A 16,467-nucleotide genomic window follows, 5' to 3' on the forward strand; every position below is an offset into this window, starting at 1 on the left:
CGCGGTAGCTTACGCTGTTTGCTGCTCGGCTTTCAACAGATTTGCAAAATCATCGGACGGGAGTGGCCGGCTGAAGTAAAAGCCCTGCATTTCGTCGCATCCTTCACGTTGCAGAAACTGCTGCTGCTCAAGGGTTTCGACGCCCTCGGCAATCACCTTGTGCTTCAAGGCCCGGCCGATACCGATGATGGCCTGAGTAATCGCCTCGTCCTCGCTATCAAAAGTCAAATCTTTGATAAAGGATCGATCGATTTTTAATTTATCGATGGGAAAACGCTTGAGGTAACTGAGACTGGAATAACCGGTACCAAAATCATCAATTGCCAGCATCACCCCCAGCGATTTGAGCTGCTGCAACAGCACCTGCGCAAGATCACTGCTCTCCATGATAGCGCTTTCTGTCAATTCCAATTCCAGCTGCTCCGGCGGCAGGCCGGTTTTTTTCAGTACCGCAACCAGCTTGTCGCAAAAATTCGCCTGCTGCATTTGCAGGGCGGAAATATTGACTGCCATATTAATTTTCGGTAGCCCCTGTTGCTGCCATTGCATACTCTGGCGGCAGGCCGTTTCCAGAACCCAGTCACCAATCGGCACGATCAGGCCTCGTTCTTCGGCAATCGGAATAAAGACTGCCGGCGAAATACTGCCAAGCTGTGGATGCTGCCAACGCAATAATGCCTCAACGCCAATGATGCAACCGCTCGACAAATCGATCTGCGGCTGATAATGCAGGCTGAATTCGTTGTTAACCAAGGCCTGTTGGAGATCGTTCTCCATATTGAGCGCCTCGAGGGTTCGGGCGTTCATATCTTCGGTATAAAAATAGTGGGTATCGCGACCGGAATTTTTTGCGTGATACATGGCGGCATCAGCATTTTTCAGCAGTGTCTCGATATCTTCACCATCATCCGGGTAAATACTGATACCGGTGCTGATGGTCAGGCGAAATTGCTGCCCCTCAACGTGATACGGCTTGGTGCCCATTTTCCCAATTTTACCGGCAATCTTGGCCGCGACGGTGATGTCGTCCAGATCAGAAAGAACGACGATAAATTCGTCACCGCCGACCCGGGCGACAGTATCCCCTTTACGCAGGCAAGCTTGCAATCGCTTGGCAACCTCTTTAAGGACACCATCACCAACCGAATGTCCAAGCGAATCATTGATATTCTTAAAGCGATCAAAATCGAGAAACAAGATAGCGCTTTTACTGTGATTGCGCTGGGCCCGCGCCAAATTCTGGTTCAAGCGGTCCTGCAGGAGATTGCGGTTGGGCAAGCCGGTCAAAGAATCATGATGGGCCAGAAACTGGATCTGCTGTTCGGCTTTTTTCCGCTCGGAAACATCCCGCAAAATACCCTGAAAATAAGTTTGTCCATTGAGTTCAATCAGGCGGGCGCTCACTTCTGCCGGAAAGGTCCCCCTATCCCGCTTGAGAAAAGTCGTCTCGAACAGCAGCGAGCCCTCTGCGTTGAGTTGCTCTCGCTGAGCAGCAGACAGGTCCTTGTCCTCTTCGGTGCGCAGATCACTGATCAGCAATTCAAGCAACTGCTGGCGAGAATAACCGAAAATTTCGACGGCGCGATCATTCACTTCTACGATTCGGCCCTCTTGATCGACCAACAAAATGCTGTCATTGGCATATTTTGACAGTGCATTGTAGCGCTGCTCCAGCATTTGCCGATCCAGTTCAGACTGATAACGGGAAGCCTGAAAGGTGGCGCGCAGCTGTCGCCACCAGGAGAAGACCGTCAGCCCGGAAAAAAAGATGAAGGCAAGCACCAACAGCGTTATCTGATGCGCCAGACTGTGGATTGGTGCAAAGATTTCCGCTTTGTCAATTTTGGCGATCAAATACCAGGGAGAACCATCGACATGCCTGACAAAAGACAGAACCGGCACGTTTCGATAATCGAGGTGCTCAATAAAGCCCTCTTTCCGCTCATGAACCATGTTCGGCGGGTTCATTCGATCGGCCGGCAGCGTTATCTCCCGGGAAACAGTCTCTTTTAGATGCCGGCGGCCACTCAAACGAACAACTCCGTCCACCGTCGGTTTGAGCAGCACTGTTTCTGCCGTTTCACTCGGAGTCGGCCAAGTCTCTAACAGGGGGAAAATAGCTGTCTTCGGTTCGAGCCGAATAACTAAAATCCCGACCGCGCGCTGCCGACCTTCCGCACTGACCAACAGCGGCACCATCAAATCAAGGTGGAGGTGCGATTTTTCGTCCTGATGCTGGGTATAAATATCGGCAAATAAACTTTGTCCCGTCCGCAAGGCCTGCAGGGCTATTTCCTGATTATGTGCATCCAGCCCCAGCTGCTCTCCAACACTCAATAATGGCTTTGCTGCCGCATCCAGCAGTAGCACCGCATGATAGTTGTAGACCCGCAACAGATCCGCCATGCGCGTCGTTAGTTTGTCATGGATTGCATCGCGTGGAGAGCCAGCCTGAACCCAGTCGTCAAGCTGCGTTGCGAGGATCCGATTACTGCGCATCATTTCAGCATCAATCAGTGTTTCCTTGCGCCATTCCGCAATCTGCTGAGCCTTCAAGGTCGCGATTGCGGACAGCTCATACTGACGTTCGACACGAATGATTTTTTTCTGGTGCTCAAATAGCCACCAGCCGGTCACAATGATGGCGACGGCCAAAAAACCAAATCCGCATATAGCTACCCAGTGCGAAGACTTGGAATTCTCCCAGCGACGCCCCATAAGGACATCAGTGAGAGCATCTAGGGAAGATTTATTACGACTGGGGTGTGAAGGAGACATGCTGGTAGCGACCAAACCGTGCAAGTGTAAATAGGAAAAAGAGAGTAGAAGATATTGTTTAAATTACTCTAATTGTAAATTATGGGCAAGCTTTTATCGCGGTCGCCCTTTAGACTGCAGAAGTGATGATTTTTAACCGCAAGAAATAACCGCTGGATTGCCCGTTAGCGGTGCGGCAACAACTCTTTGGCCAGCCGACCGAGGGTTTCAATCGCCGCTTCAACACAAGGGTTCCAACAGGCGGCGTTCAGGCGGATATAATTATGAAACTTCCCTTCGATGGAAAAAATATGCCCGGGGGCAATCGTTATCCCAACCAGTTTTGCACACTCGTAGAGTTTCAACGAATCGACCTGCTCCGGCAGTTCGACCCAGAGGACATAGCCTCCTTTGGGACGCGACACGCGTGTGCCGGACGGAAAGAAACGTCCGATAGCATCGCTCATCTGCGCTGATTGGCGGGCGTAGACGCGGCGGATCGAACGCAGATGATGGTCATAGCCACCGTTGGCAAGAAATTCGGCGATCGCCAATTGAGTCGGGCTGGGGGTGGCAACGCTGGAGATCATCTTGCCGCGTTCAATCTGTTCCTGATAACGGCCGGCGGCAATCCAGCCGACCCGATAACCCGGGGCCAGGGTCTTGCTGAAAGAGGAACAGAGCAGCACGTTGCCGGTTTTATCGAAGGACTTGGCCACCGACGGGCGCTCATCGTTGTAGCAGAGGTCACCATAGATATCGTCCTCAATCAACGGCACCTGATAGCTCTCCAACATCGACACCAACTTGCGCTTGCCCTCGTCCGACATCAAGCCACCGAGAGGATTATTGAAGTTGGAGATGACGATGCAGGCCTTGACCTCGCCACGGTTGCGGTCGAGGGCATATTCAAGGGCCTCGAGACTGATACCGCCGCGTGGTGAGGCCGGAATTTCCAGCGCCTTAAGTCCGAGTTCTTCGATCAACTGCAGAAAATTGAAATAAACCGGGGTCTCAATTGCCACCGCGTCGCCCGGCTTGCACAGCACCCGCAGTGCCAGCACCACCGCTTCGACACAACCGGACGTGGTCACAATCTGGTCCGGTCCCAAGGTGCAACCGGAGAGCAGTAGACGCTGGGCGATCTGTTTGCGCAGTCGTAAATTGCCCGGCGGCAAGTCGTAGGAAACCGACTGGGTCGGGTAGCGGCGGGTTTCACGCGCCAGCATCCGATTGAGCTTTTCGATCGGCAGCAGTTCGGGGTTGGGGATGGCAATGCCCAATTGCAGCAGGTCAGGCTGCAACAGATCACGCATGACAATCTGGTAAACTTTGTCCAGACTGACTTCGGAAGGATTAAGGGTCGGGCGGTCAACCACCGGTTCGGCCGGTAATTCGGGCAGCCGCGCCCGCACATAATAACCCGATTGCGGACGAGCTTCGATCAGGCGCCGGTCTTCCAACTGGCTGTAAGCTTCCTTGACGGTATTGATGCTGACTTGCAGCTGTTTGCTCAGGCTGCGAATCGAAGGGACCCGATCACCGGGCCGCAGGGTGCCCTGCTCAATCAAAAAACTGATCCGACCGGCCACTTCTTCGTACAATGGCAACTTTACTTCAGGATACAGACTGTTCTCCAGCATGCTGACCTCCGCTTAAATCATCAACTTAAGCAACTTAACCATTTAAAACTTTGATAGTCCGGAGTCAGTCTTAGCACTTTGCCCAGAGCTCAACCAGATACAGTTCCCCGCTACATCGACAGACACAGTTGCAAAACACTCTATCTGTGATGGTCACAATAGTAAAGCTCTGTATCTTGTGGGGAAATCAAAATTGCGGTGAAATGGAGCCATCAAATCGGCAGAGATAACGGGAGGCAGACATGGAAATACTATTAAACAAATATGAGTTGCTCGACCTCGGCGCAAACCCGCGCGGACTCAGTCTGACCTGTCAGGCGGGAACCTGCTGGCTGACGCAAACCGGCGACGACCGCGACCATATTCTGCGCGCCGGCGAGCAGTTCAAAGCGTGCGAACACCGCCATCTGATTGTGACCGCCACCGAAGACTGTCGACTGATACTGACTACCGCCCCGTCCAAAAACAACCACGGGGTTCGCTGGCAACAGCTCGCCTGCAACAACTGACAGGGCAGGGACTCAAATTCAGTGAACCCGCCCTGCTTCATTACCGCTAATCGAGATGCGTATCGAACTCGTGCGGGTGCTTTAGCACTTCCGCGTAATCAACCTTGTAGCCATGGGTCATTTCGATACAAACATCAATGTTCCAGCGTTCACAGTGCTTATCGACCTCAACCTCAAGCATATCCGGCTCAAATCCGACCACCCGCCCCTTGGCGTGATTCATCTGATTTTCGACCCAGATCATATTGCCATCGTCAAACAACTGCCGCATCCCTTTATAATCAGTCCTGTTCATAACGTTCTCCTTTCTGCGGACAACGTAACTTCAGGGCCTGAGATGTAAAGTAGCAGAACCTGAAGCACCGTCCCGCATCAACGTAACTACGCCCTCATTATAACCTAGTTCCGACAAAAAATTATAGTCGCCCGCTTCAATTAGCAGTTCGCCCAGCAACCGGCTATACTGCAACCTTATCCAGCAATCTATTCAATGAAGGAGCTTTGCCATGAAGGTAATTGTCGATCTCTGTGTGGTCCCCTTGGGCGTCGGGGTCTCGGTTTCAAAATATGTCGCACTCTGTCAGAAAATCCTCGAGGCGGCCGGACTGAAAATCAGCATGCACGCCTACGGGACCAATATCGAAGGGGAATACGATCAAGTCTTCGCTGCGATTCGCGCCTGCCATGAGCAGATCCATGCCGCCGGAGCGCCGCGGATCAGCACCACCATCAAATTGGGCAGTCGCGTTGATCGCGAGCAAACGATGGAAGACAAGCTGCGCAGTGTTGCTGATAAATTGAATTGATTTTTACTGGCAAAAAGAAAGGGATCTCAATCGAAATTAAGATGCCCCTGCGGTGAAGAGGCAAACTGGTAATTGGCTTTACCCTTACCCTTAGCCTGATACATCGCCTGATCGGCTTTGCGCATCAATTCCTGACCGTTGGTACCATCTTCAGGATAAATACTGATGCCGATGCTGGCACTGACCCGCTGATGATAGTTATCGCGGGTCAGCTCATGAGTCAGCGCGCTGCAGATCCGTTCTGCCATCGCCTCGACCATCTCGATCGAATCGATTTCCTCCAGCAGCACCAGAAATTCGTCACCGCCAAGCCGCGCCACGGTATCACCCTCACGCACGCAACTGCTTAACCGATTTGCCACATCGATCAACAAATAATCCCCATAGTCATGACCGAGGTTGTCATTGACGTCCTTGAAATGATCTAGGTCGAGAAAAAACAGCGCCACCTGTTTTCTGCTCCGTGGTGCCTTGCTCAAGGCGTGCTTGAGACGATCCTCAAACAGCAAGCGATTCGGCAGATCGGTCAGCGGATCGTGATGGGCCAGATGATGCAGGCGTTTTTCATTTTCGCTCAATAGATCTTCAACCTGCTGCCGCTCGGTGATATCCCGAGCGACTTCAATCACCGCATAAAAGCTGCCATCGGCGTTGTAAAGCGGTGAGGCGTTCAACTCGACGAGCCGCATCTTCTGATTGTGGATGTGGTTATGGATGACTGTCACCGCCTGACCGGTTTCCTTAACCTGCCTGATTGGGCAGGGATGGCTTTCCCCATCGCAAGGGACCAGCGAAGCATGGGACACCTGATGGCAGGTCAGTCCTTCTTGTGCCGCAAGATGTGGTTCCAACTGTTCGCGGGCGGCCGCGTTCATCTGCAGAACCTGGTAGTCAAAATCAATGACCAGCAGCGGGTCAGTGACCCCATCGATGACCGATTGAAGAAAAACATTCCGTTCTTCAATCTCTCGTTCGGCAATTTTTCGTTGGCTGATATCGCGGACAATGGAGCAGATCAGCGAACGACCGGCAACAACAATCGGACTGCTCTGGACCTCGACAACCCGTTTTTCACCGTTGCCCAGCCAGTGTTCCAATTCAAACTGTTGCAGCTGGCGCGCTTCGACCTCCGTGGCCTTCTGTTTAATTAAATCACAACTCAAGCCATTGAGCTGCGCAACTTTCATCCCCCGTAACCTGTCCCTGGGATACTGATAAAAAGAACAGGCTGCCGGGTTGGCATCAACTATCTCGACCGTTTTCGGATCGATCAGCAGCATGATCGCCTGGGTCTCTTCAAACAACACCCGATACTGCTGTTGCCGTTCTCGCAACTCAACTTCGACCAATTTCCGCTCGATCAGCTCATTTTCCAGCTGTCGATTCTTCTCTGCCAATAGACCCGTCTTGATTCCAACCTGGCGGCGCGCCCAATAGGTCATCAGGAACATCACGCAAAGGATTGCCGCCAGCAGCGTGAAAAGCCCTTTGATCCAGACAGGAACGGTTGCTGCTGAGGTGTCACCCAACCACTTATCAATCAGCTGAAAATAAACCGAACCGGTGGTTTTCTTCCATTGTCCGAGCAGCTGATCAAATTCAGTCGCCAGTGCGGGGGAGCTGCTGTGGGAAAACGCCGGACGGACCTGGATCGGCTGGAAGATGATCGGTGTCGGCAAGAGATCGAACTGTTGTTGCGCCCTAAGACCGTAAATACGGCCGACCAAAGCCATATCTACTTCACCGCTGGCCAGCAGATGGAACGCTTGCTGATAGCTGGAAACCTCGACAAACTCAATATCGATGCCAAAGTTTTCGGCAACCTGTCGCACCCCCTGCTCAGCGAGGTAATAGACGTCTTTTTTTAAAACCGCCAGGCGCCGACCGGAAAGTTGGAGAATGGAATCATACTTGTCGCCGGGACGTTGGTAGACCTGCCCCCAGTTGGTGACCACCGTTTCATCGATAAAACGGTACTTTTCCGCGCGTTTTTCGGTATAAGCGATAACCGGCAGCAGATCGATTTCACCCGTTTCCAGCTGGTCAAGACACTGCTGCCACAAACAGGGGACAAAGGTGAGCTGCCAACCCTGCTTGCGCGCAACCTGCTCAAGCAGCTCAGGAACCAGTCCATCGCCCTGACCACTGTCATCGACAAACGCCAAGGGCGGGTTATTGTCGATACCAACGCGTACTTCAGCCGCAGCGACCAGAGAAGGCTGGTACAGGAATAATCCGAGAAAGATAAAAGCAGTCCAGCGCAACAAGCCCCCCGAAGTGATGGCATGACTATTTTCAAAAAAAGTACATATATTGATTGGATATCTTACAGAAACGGTTAGTAATTATGCCGTATTCAGTGGATAAAATCAACGTCGGCGCTGCAGATTGGACAACTCTTCTTTGAGCTTGTGGTAACTCTCCAAGCGCAGCGCACTCAATTCCCCCCGTTCGACCGCCGCCAAAACAACGCAGTCAGGTTCAGCCTTGTGGGCACAATCGCTGAAGCGACAGCCCCTAGCCAGGGTCTCGATTTCGGTAAACGACTCGTTCAAATCTTCTTCATCACCCCAGAGGTGCAACTCACGCATGCCGGGATTATCCATCAAAATACCACCCTCCGGCATCAGGAACAGTTCCCGGTGGGTCGTGGTGTGCCGTCCCCGGCCGATGGTTTCGTTGATCTCGCCAACCTTCTGCCGCTCTTCGCCGAGCAGACCGTTTAAAATCGTCGATTTGCCGACCCCGGAGGAACCGAGCATCGCCAAGGTCCGGCCGCAAGACAGATAGTCGAAGAGAAACTGTAATTGATCGGGCTCAACAGCGGTACAAATATGCACCGGGGCGCCCGAGGCGATTTCCTCAACCTGTTGCAAGCAGAGTTGTGGATCGGGGCAAAGATCGGCCTTGTTCAATAGCACGACCGCCTCGGCCCCACTACCGCCGACCAGGGTCAGGTAACGCTCGATGCGGCGCAGGTTGAAATCGCGTTCGAGACCGCTGACAATCAGCACCAGATCGACATTGGCGGCGATGACCTGCTGCTCAATCCGCTCCTGCCCCTTGCCTTTACGGCGGCCCGGAAGATTGCGAGCGAAGGAGCTTTTGCGTTCCAGCAGGGCATGGATCAGGCCACGTTGACCCGGTTGCGGCTCGACCGCCACCCAGTCACCAACGACTGGCAGATCAGCGCGGCCGCCAGCACTGTGGCGCATCTTCCCGGCGAAACGCACGGTCAACTCACCGGTCGCCGTCCAGACGCGATAGTAATTCTTCTCACCCCGGATCACCCGCGCTGGCAGGTAGCCGTGCTTGGCCCAAGGAACAAATTTTTCAGCAAATCGCGGGGTCCAGCCCCAATCATCAAGAGTCATGCCGGCAAGATTAGCATGAAAACTGCTCCGCTCATACCAGCCAGAGCAGAAAAACTCCTAAAGTCAGTAGCAACAGCCGCGCTGACATCCATCCACCGGCCGAGCCCGGCTGCTGCTGCAGTAACCGCTGCAACAAAAACCAGGAAAAACCGAGACCGACCAGTAGCAGCAGCGGCATCAAAATATTCAGCGTGCCAAGATTGAGCTGGCCGGCGGGCAGATGTTCTTGAGCCCAGCCAGTGCCGAACAGCATCGCCAGCAGCACAGGGCCCTGCTCCAGCAATTCGCGAAAAAACAAGCCGAATAATCCGGGCGACCAACTCTTTCCAGGTGCCCCGCTCCCCCTGCACCAGCACATGCTGCTGATCCTTGGCGAGTTGCGAGATCGGCTGATTCAATTCACGCGCCCACTGACTGACGCCGGGAAAGCTGTCAAATTCAGGCAATACCTGCCAGCCGACCAAATTGGTCAGTAGTTCGCGCGCCTCTTTTTCATCCTGTTGCTGGCGTATGCTCCAATTGCCCAGCTGATGCGCCAGCCGCCGACAGAGGTTGTCGTACAACTGTGATACTGCTGCATCAGCGCACGCAAAGCCGGCCAGGGCAGTCTGGCAACCCGCACCTCGCCAGCGGCGATGACATCGGCCGAGCGCCGATCTTCCATCAGCAGTGCCCGTTCACCAAAGATTTCGCCCTGACCAAGGGTCACAATCCGATGCTCAAAACCTTCCGCATCGGTCTGCACCACCTCCACCTCACCTTCAAGGAGCAGATAAAGAAAGTTCGCCTCTCCCCCTTGTGCCGAAATAATTTCTCCAGCAGCAAAGCGGCACTCTTGCGCAAACTGACGAAGCTGTGCCAGCACTTGTACCGGCACCTCACGCAGGAAATCAACCTGCTCCAAACCGTTAAACTGTTTCACAAAAACTCCTTCAACCGATCAAGGTCGGTTGAAGGAGCAATAAAGGTGCCTGTTTTAGGCGGAATTCCGTATACCGGGGAAGGGTCGCGATCTCTGCAGCTTAGCTCGATCCGTAGCCAATGGTTGGCGATATCCGTCGCTGCCGTTGGGCCAGAATGACCGTCATGTGGTCATTCTGGCTAGGCCGCGGGGGAGTGACGGAACACCCTCAGGGTGCCGCTGGACGACAAAAACCCCGCCAGGAGGGATGTCCCTGATCCGGGTCGCTCAGTTCGGTACGATTTTCAATCCGATAGCTGGTCAACAAGCTGGCAATTTCCTGTTGCAGATCGGTCAGACAGCCAGCAATAAGCTCCGGGCTGAAGCCCCTGTCACCGAGGGTCAAAACCATCTCCAGCACCACAATGCGACTGACCACTTGCCCCAAGGTCGTCAGCTTACGTTGCGGCAGCTGAACATCCAGCTCAAAACTAAGCCGCCCTTTCAGAAGCTCACAGGCACGCTGGGTCAGCTCAAAACGCTGCAAATAACGAAACAACTGCTTTTCCTTGGCCAGCTTCATCTGCTTGAGCAGCGTTTCGGCGATCTGGATGTAGAGGATATCGTTGGAACCCTCGAAGATCTGAAACGGTCGATTGTCGACGGTCGCCCGGCCGGCAAAATGATCGATCCGGTAGCCCTTGGCGCCGACCAGTTGCAGCAGCGACTGCGACGCCTCCTGCATCAGATCGGTGATACAGGTCTTGACCGCATTCGCCTCCAGACCCTGCGCAGCCAGATTGTTCTCCAGCCCGGCGCGCTCACAGGTGTTGATACACATGGCCGAACAGATGGTCACCGCCGACTGCAGCTTCGCCAGCCGTGCTTGGACCTGATCGTAACCGAACAAACTTTTGCCGCCGACCTGTCGCTGCCGACAATGGCGGGTCGCCTCATCCAGAATTCGGGAGAGAAAGCCCATCGCCATCGCCGGGAACTGCATGCGGCTGCGGTGCAGCAAATCGAGCATCATCTTGATCCCGGTGCTGTGCGGCTGCAAACGCTGCGTCGCCGGAAGCGAAACATCGATCCGATTGCGACCGTAGGGAATCATGTACAGGCCGAGGTTATTGAATTTTTCCTCGACCACCACCCGCTGCTGCGGAGCGTTGGCATCGCAGATAAAAAAGTCGATATCGCGGGCGAGCCCTTTTTTTTCGTTGCGCCGCCGCGCGGTCAGCAGCCAGTAATCGGCCCAACCGGTCAACCCCGCCCAATGCTTGGTCCCCTGCAGACGGCAATGATCGCCCTGCTGCGTCCAGGAGCTCTGCATATGCAGCGCGTCACTGCCATAATCCGGCTCGGTGATCATCAGCCCGCCCATCTTGCGGTGCTGAACAAAATCGCTCAACACGGCATCACGAGCTGCGGGCTGGCCATACTTGCTCACCGGCTGAATAAACAGCGCCCAGTTGATACCGAAGACCAGCGCCAGCGCCAGCGATTCGTAAGAGGCCGCTTCGACCAGCGCGACCCCTTCATGCAGATGGCCGCCGCGACCGCCCTGTGTCTGCGGAATAAAGGTCGAAAAAGGGCTACTGGCCATAATCTCCCGCAACACATAGGGCGGCAGGCCGCGGCTGATACTGAGCTGATCGAGATCTTCACGCTGGTGAAAGACATTTTTCAGACTCGCCTTGAAGGTCGCTAGAAACTCTGGAAAAGGAGTGGAACTATCGACCTGTTCCGATTTTAGCGGTGTGTTGCGCTCATCAGATGAATTCATTGCGTGTGCCTCGGAAAGAAAAAGTGACGATCACCGGCAAGTTCCAATTGTAGCGCTGATTACTTGATCATCAAGACCTGCCCGGCAACAACAATCTCAGCTTGTTCTGCAGATTCGATGATGGCATAGTACGCGGAAGATAAAAGTAGTGATTTTTTCATTTTAGAGGAAAGGTACCAAGCGATGGTTCCCACATCAGTCATTCAAGCCTGGGAAGGGCTTGCGGAAAACAAAAAGGCCGCAGTTTGTCGCTCATGCGCCAAAAAACAACCATTCATTTTCTCCCGCTGGGTTGAAGCTGCCGGCCTGAAAAATTTTCGCCAAGAATCCCTAGTTAATCGTAAAGCGGGATCAGGTTCGCGCTTCGACGCCGTACTGTTTAAAGCCGAAGACGGCCACTTGGCGATGGACCTGCTGGGAGCTTATTTTACCGAACTGGCACCAGAGATTAATGACCAGTATCTCGAACTGCTGGAGGCGGCCGGCAACGAAGAGCCGCAGACCAAGCTGAATATTTACGCGCAACTGGCAAACAGCTTTCAGGATTCGCCCTTTATCAGGCTCTACCTGACAACGGCACTGTGGGTCGAGGAATTTGCCGAAGAGGATATCAAGGTCGTCGAAACGCTGGCGGCAGAGCTTGCTTCGTAGGTTGGCTTCTGCTCTTTACATTAACGCAAAATGGCGGCCAGTGGCCGCCATTTTTGTTTAGTGCTTTCGAACCCGTAGTCTGCGACGGGAAACGTTAAACCTAACCACCGGTTCCGATTTTGTGCCCGGGAACAGGTCATCGTTATGCAAACCCCAGCCTGCCGCGCTCTTCTTCATTTCATGAAGAACCACAGTCCGGATTAAGTTTTTGGCCTTTTTTGCAACGAACAAAGTTGCTGCGGATAAAGAAATCATGCCGTCACCTCTTCACAGTGATGTGAGTAATTTATATTTAAGGTAAGTTGTTGATGGTTTTCCTGTCAAGAGGCTAAAATCCGTAAAACCCTGTTTTTAAAACGAAATTCAACTTAACTATTGGTAATAACATCGTAGACGCTTCCCATGAGAGCCAATAATAATTGTAAAAAAATCTTCGGGTGTGGTTTTGGAACAGTGTCATGGGTGTTTTCTGTAAAAATAGCCAGTAAAATGGCGCGTTATGCACTGGAGACACGCATCAGCCGGTCGCAACAGTGCTCGATTCTTGACTTGCATCGGTCGGCCACGTAAGTTACTGAGAATTGATTCACATTTCAGGGGGAAGGTGATGATTTTTGACTATCTGAGAACTGCCCGTAAACCACTTGACCGGCTGTGCCCGCTTGAGTGGTTTTTTATTTGAGGATTACCGCCCCAACCGTTAAGGACGCTGCATGCGCTTAATCCGCTTACTGAAACGTGACCTCGCCAGAGAAGCAGCTGAATGGGTCGATGAAGAACTCATCTCGGAGGCGCAGGCCGAGCAAATCTGTCACCGCTACGACATCGATTATCAGCAAACCAAGAATCGCTCCCTGACCTACGCCATTCTAGTCGGTCTGGCGGCGCTGTTCATCGGCCTGTCGCTTATCACCCTGATCGGTGGCAATTGGGACGCTATTCCACGCGCGGTGCGTATGTGGGGGCTGATTCTTTTAACCATGACGACGCAAGGCGTTGCCTTGCGCAAATATCTGAGCGGTCAGCAACACGCGGCCGGCGGAATATTCCTGCTCGGCAACCTGTTTTTCGGCGCCTCGATAATTCTCATCGCCCAGATCTACCACCTCGGTGAACACATGCCGGACGGCGTTTTCTGGTGGGCCTTGGGCTGTCTGCCGATCGGCGTGCTGCTGCGCAGTCCCTGGCTGACGCTGCAGAGTTCGGTGTTGGCGCTGATCTGGTTTTTCCTCGAACTGGAGATGGGTTTCTACCCGGCGCTCTTTCCGCTGTTTATCCTCGCTGCGTTGCTGGTGCTTTATCGCGGCCCGCAGAGCATCCTGCTGTTTTTAACCACCGTTGCCAGTATCGGCTGCTGGATCGAATACAGTTTGGCCGAACTCTGGCGTGCCGGCCGTCACTTCGACTTTCATGCCGAGCATCTTGCCGTCAGTACCGCCATGTTCATCACCGCCTATGTCTTCAGTCACTGGTTGGCGCAACGGCCGTCTGCAGTCGCCAAGGACTATGGCGCCGTACTGGCGGTCTGGAGTCTGCGCTTCGGCTTGATCTTCATGCTGGTGATGAGTTTCGAAGACCCGTGGCGAGAACTGATCAAGGCAAACTGGGATCAACAACTGTCGATGCTGGTTATCGTCACCCTCTTTTCTATCATCTCGTTATCCCTGGCCTACCGGGTGCAGAAGCTCAAGATCCTGCTCTGCCTGCTGCCCTTTTATCTGTCGACCCTGATCGCGGTGCTGTTTTCCGGTGATGGCGGGCACGCCGTCTATTTTCAGATCACCTACAATCTGGTGCTGATCGCCGTCGGCATCGGGTTGATTATCCGGGGCATCCACAGCGGCATCTCCCACTACTTTTTCCTCGGCGTCACCGCGATCCTGCTGACGGCCTTTATGCGTTATGTCGATCTGATCGGTGATTACCTCGGCGGCGCGCTGCTGTTTATGGTCTTCGCCGTCTTGCTGCTCGGCGCGGCCAAGTACTGGCAGCGCTGTCAGGTACCAGGGGGGACGGTATGAACAAAAAAATTGTAGCGGCCCTGATTGCGGCGATTGTCTTTCAGTTTCTGGTGCTAACCGGCATGTATGTCAGTGCCGCGCTACCAATCTGGACCGGCACGGAAATCAAAATAAAAACCATCCCGGTCGATCCCCGCTCTCTGTTTCGCGGCAACTACGCGCGGCTGCGTTATGATATTTCGCAGCTGGAAACGGCTAAATTTGCCGATAGCAAGGAGTTACGTAACGGCGAAGTGGTGTTCGTCATTCTCCACCCGGGAGAGGATGGCCTTTTCCAGTATGCCGACGTCACGCTGGAGCAACCGGACAGCGGCATTTTTTTGCGCGGCCGGATAGAAAATCGTCGCTACGAAGAAAACGTCAGCTATTTCCGCATCAAGTACGGTATAGAAGCTTTTTTTGCCGCGAAGGAAAAAGCTTTGCAGCTAGAGAGCGATTTAAGAGATGGCGGCGTTGCGGTGCTGATGGTTTCGAGTGGCGGCAAGGCGCGGCTTAAGGATGTGGTTGGAGAATGAGCGTAATTGAAGGCCGCGGTCGGAGCCTTTTCGCCTTTTTGATATGCTCCTCGGGCTTCAGTTGCTTGTGCGGCTTGCCGGGGAGAAAAAAGGCCGGTCCCCCGAAAAGGGCTCGGCCGTGACTCACCAAAGACGACAAAGAAACCTGTCGTCTGAATTTAGTTCTTTGTCGTGTGGCAGATGAAGCAACCGACATTGCCGGCACCACTGCCGGCCTTCATCAGGGAGTCGCTCGTATTGTAGGCCCAGCGCATCAGGTCGTCGTTCTCGGAGCCGTGGGCGCGGTGGCAGGAGACGCAGGTGACGATGGCATCGCCGTCGCTGACGAACACGGTCGATTTTATGGCCGTTACGTCGGTGCTGGCCACGGGGGCGACGACGCTATAAGGGTTGGCCGCACCTGTACCACCGTTATAGAACTGGTATTCACCGGGAAGGCCGTTCATGTCGATGTCGGTCGGATGGCGCAGCCAGGGGGAGCTACCGGTCTCGTTAAGATCAGAGGCGGTGTGAAATTTACCATGGCACTCGGCACAAAGGTAGCTGATGGTGGTCTTGTCCTCCTGGTTTCCAAAAGACCCCTTGTACTGGTTGTGGTCAGTGTCATCCTTGGTCCATTCCCAATCGTCATCCGCAAAGCCCTCGATGCCGTTGAGCATGCGATAACCGAGCAGAGCGTCGTCGTGGTGACCGCCTCTGATGGCGGCGAATTGATCGTCTATGGCGACGCCATTTTCCTCGTGGTTACCGTGGCAGCCGACGCTGCCGGCGCAGGTCAGCTGGCTGGTCCAGATGTTCTGCCCAGCAGCGATCTGGGCGTTGTCGGGGTCGGTGAAGTTCGGGTCCCACCCTGGAGGGGTAAGGCCGAAGGCCGCCAGGTCCTGGTCTGCCAGGCCGACTACGTTATGTCCCTTGGCGTCCTCGCCGTTCATCACCCAGTAGAAAGAACCACCGGCCAGTTCCCGACCGGGGAGGGCGTCGACCTGGGGGGATCGGAAATCTACAGTCCAGTTGCCGTTGCTGACCGTGCTGTCTCCGTGGCAACCGAGGCAGCTGCTGGCGCGGAGCAAGGCACTGTTCGGCGTCAAGCTGTCGCTGTCGCGCAACATGTCGACGCCGTCCTGACTGTTATGCATGGTGTGGCAGCTGACGCAGGAACCGCCTACCTCGGCGAACACGCTATTGCTAGAGGACATTGCCAGCACGAAAATTGCCAGAAGGATAATGGGAGCGACTTTTCCTCCGTTTTTCATCCTGAAACCCCTTTCGGATCTGGTTGGGCCAAAAACAACAAAAGGCCGAGCATGCCATAAGGATTATTTATCCTTCGGCAGCTCGGCCATCTTTGTCACAAAGACCCGTTGCTTTCCGTCCCTTCCTCGCAGAAGGGTAGGCTTTGTCGGGATTAACATGCTCACTTTAATTTATACCACTCGCCGCCGACCTATCAAGTCATGGGTCGGGGGATTATCCCAATGTCATCATCTGGGAGCAATTAGTTAGC

The 16,467-nt window shown here is 53.9% G+C and carries 14 protein-coding genes and 1 riboswitch; of the genes, 5 read left to right on the forward strand and 9 right to left on the reverse strand.

Features of this window, described 5'->3' with window-relative positions; translation table 11 throughout:
* Positions 1–9: 9 nt before the first annotated feature.
* Together ACZ5PT_RS04435 and ACZ5PT_RS04440 are read right to left on the reverse strand one after the other, a co-directional pair.
* Positions 10–2,655, reverse strand: a complete 2,646-nt coding sequence (locus ACZ5PT_RS04435; RefSeq protein ID WP_464265600.1) for a putative bifunctional diguanylate cyclase/phosphodiesterase — start codon at positions 2,653–2,655, stop codon at positions 10–12.
* A 287-nt stretch (positions 2,656–2,942) separates the two neighbouring features.
* The gene (locus ACZ5PT_RS04440) at positions 2,943–4,400 is read right to left on the reverse strand and encodes an aminotransferase-like domain-containing protein (RefSeq protein WP_464265601.1); all 1,458 of its coding nucleotides are present in this window, start codon (positions 4,398–4,400) and stop codon (positions 2,943–2,945) included.
* Between the two features lie 242 nt (positions 4,401–4,642).
* Here ACZ5PT_RS04440 and ACZ5PT_RS04445 point away from each other — a divergent pair, with 242 nt between their 5' ends.
* Entirely contained in the window at positions 4,643–4,909 is a 267-nt protein-coding gene (locus tag ACZ5PT_RS04445) for a DUF2917 domain-containing protein (protein ID WP_464265602.1), read from the forward strand.
* Positions 4,910–4,955: 46 nt separating this feature from the next.
* On the opposite strand, the gene ACZ5PT_RS04450 is transcribed toward ACZ5PT_RS04445, so the two are convergent.
* The gene (locus ACZ5PT_RS04450) at positions 4,956–5,204 is read right to left on the reverse strand and encodes a hypothetical protein (RefSeq protein WP_464265603.1); all 249 of its coding nucleotides are present in this window, start codon (positions 5,202–5,204) and stop codon (positions 4,956–4,958) included.
* 211 nt (positions 5,205–5,415) lie between these two features.
* On the opposite strand from ACZ5PT_RS04450, the gene ACZ5PT_RS04455 reads away from it, so the two are divergent.
* The gene (locus tag ACZ5PT_RS04455) at positions 5,416–5,715 is read left to right on the forward strand and encodes an MTH1187 family thiamine-binding protein (protein WP_464265604.1); all 300 of its coding nucleotides are present in this window, start codon (positions 5,416–5,418) and stop codon (positions 5,713–5,715) included.
* 26 nt (positions 5,716–5,741) lie between these two features.
* On the opposite strand, the gene ACZ5PT_RS04460 is transcribed toward ACZ5PT_RS04455, so the two are convergent.
* From ACZ5PT_RS04460 to ACZ5PT_RS04480, 5 genes are all read right to left on the reverse strand, one after another.
* Positions 5,742–7,979, reverse strand: a complete 2,238-nt coding sequence (locus tag ACZ5PT_RS04460; protein ID WP_464265605.1) for a diguanylate cyclase domain-containing protein — start codon at positions 7,977–7,979, stop codon at positions 5,742–5,744.
* A 105-nt stretch (positions 7,980–8,084) separates the two neighbouring features.
* Positions 8,085–9,089 carry a ribosome small subunit-dependent GTPase A gene (gene rsgA / locus ACZ5PT_RS04465; RefSeq protein ID WP_464265606.1) on the reverse strand — a complete coding sequence of 335 codons (1,005 nt, stop codon included), beginning with the start codon at positions 9,087–9,089 and terminating at the stop codon, positions 8,085–8,087.
* Between the two features lie 31 nt (positions 9,090–9,120).
* Positions 9,121–9,387: a hypothetical protein gene (locus tag ACZ5PT_RS04470; protein WP_464265607.1), complete on the reverse strand. Its 267-nt coding sequence runs from the start codon at positions 9,385–9,387 to the stop codon at positions 9,121–9,123.
* 171 nt (positions 9,388–9,558) lie between these two features.
* The gene (locus ACZ5PT_RS04475; protein WP_464265608.1) at positions 9,559–10,011 is read right to left on the reverse strand and encodes a cyclic nucleotide-binding domain-containing protein; all 453 of its coding nucleotides are present in this window, start codon (positions 10,009–10,011) and stop codon (positions 9,559–9,561) included.
* A 208-nt stretch (positions 10,012–10,219) separates the two neighbouring features.
* Positions 10,220–11,776 (reverse strand): acyl-CoA dehydrogenase family protein, encoded by a 1,557-nt coding sequence (locus tag ACZ5PT_RS04480; protein WP_464265609.1) that lies wholly within the window; start codon positions 11,774–11,776, stop codon positions 10,220–10,222.
* 183 nt (positions 11,777–11,959) lie between these two features.
* On the opposite strand from ACZ5PT_RS04480, the gene ACZ5PT_RS04485 reads away from it, so the two are divergent.
* The 3 genes from ACZ5PT_RS04485 to ACZ5PT_RS04495 all read left to right on the forward strand — a co-directional run bounded on the left by ACZ5PT_RS04485 (position 11,960) and on the right by ACZ5PT_RS04495 (position 14,963).
* On the forward strand, positions 11,960–12,427 hold the full coding sequence (locus ACZ5PT_RS04485; protein ID WP_464265610.1) for a hypothetical protein: 468 nt from the start codon (positions 11,960–11,962) through the stop codon (positions 12,425–12,427).
* Positions 12,428–13,140: 713 nt separating this feature from the next.
* Complete coding sequence (locus ACZ5PT_RS04490; protein ID WP_464265611.1) at positions 13,141–14,448, forward strand: DUF2157 domain-containing protein; 1,308 nt, start codon at positions 13,141–13,143, stop codon at positions 14,446–14,448.
* The gene (locus tag ACZ5PT_RS04495; RefSeq protein WP_464265612.1) at positions 14,445–14,963 is read left to right on the forward strand and encodes a GDYXXLXY domain-containing protein; all 519 of its coding nucleotides are present in this window, start codon (positions 14,445–14,447) and stop codon (positions 14,961–14,963) included. The genes ACZ5PT_RS04490 and ACZ5PT_RS04495 overlap by 4 nt, the downstream gene beginning before the upstream one ends.
* Positions 14,964–15,121: 158 nt before the next feature.
* On the opposite strand, the gene ACZ5PT_RS04500 is transcribed toward ACZ5PT_RS04495, so the two are convergent.
* On the reverse strand, positions 15,122–16,216 hold the full coding sequence (locus ACZ5PT_RS04500) for a cytochrome c3 family protein (RefSeq protein WP_464265613.1): 1,095 nt from the start codon (positions 16,214–16,216) through the stop codon (positions 15,122–15,124).
* Between the two features lie 73 nt (positions 16,217–16,289).
* Positions 16,290–16,368, reverse strand: a riboswitch (cyclic di-GMP riboswitch).
* Positions 16,369–16,467 lie beyond the last annotated feature (99 nt).

The organism is Desulfuromusa ferrireducens, from assembly GCF_055389805.1.

Coding starts and splice junctions, on each gene's coding strand:
- ACZ5PT_RS04440 (WP_464265601.1), bottom strand. CDS start 4,400: ATGCTGGAGAACAGTCTGTATCCTGAAGTAAAGTTGCCATTGTACGAA.
- ACZ5PT_RS04445 (WP_464265602.1), top strand. CDS start 4,643: ATGGAAATACTATTAAACAAATATGAGTTGCTCGACCTCGGCGCAAAC.
- ACZ5PT_RS04450 (WP_464265603.1), bottom strand. CDS start 5,204: ATGAACAGGACTGATTATAAAGGGATGCGGCAGTTGTTTGACGATGGC.
- ACZ5PT_RS04455 (WP_464265604.1), top strand. CDS start 5,416: ATGAAGGTAATTGTCGATCTCTGTGTGGTCCCCTTGGGCGTCGGGGTC.
- rsgA (WP_464265606.1), bottom strand. CDS start 9,089: ATGACTCTTGATGATTGGGGCTGGACCCCGCGATTTGCTGAAAAATTT.
- ACZ5PT_RS04480 (WP_464265609.1), bottom strand. CDS start 11,776: ATGAATTCATCTGATGAGCGCAACACACCGCTAAAATCGGAACAGGTC.
- ACZ5PT_RS04485 (WP_464265610.1), top strand. CDS start 11,960: ATGGTTCCCACATCAGTCATTCAAGCCTGGGAAGGGCTTGCGGAAAAC.
- ACZ5PT_RS04490 (WP_464265611.1), top strand. CDS start 13,141: ATGCGCTTAATCCGCTTACTGAAACGTGACCTCGCCAGAGAAGCAGCT.
- ACZ5PT_RS04495 (WP_464265612.1), top strand. CDS start 14,445: ATGAACAAAAAAATTGTAGCGGCCCTGATTGCGGCGATTGTCTTTCAG.
- ACZ5PT_RS04500 (WP_464265613.1), bottom strand. CDS start 16,216: ATGAAAAACGGAGGAAAAGTCGCTCCCATTATCCTTCTGGCAATTTTC.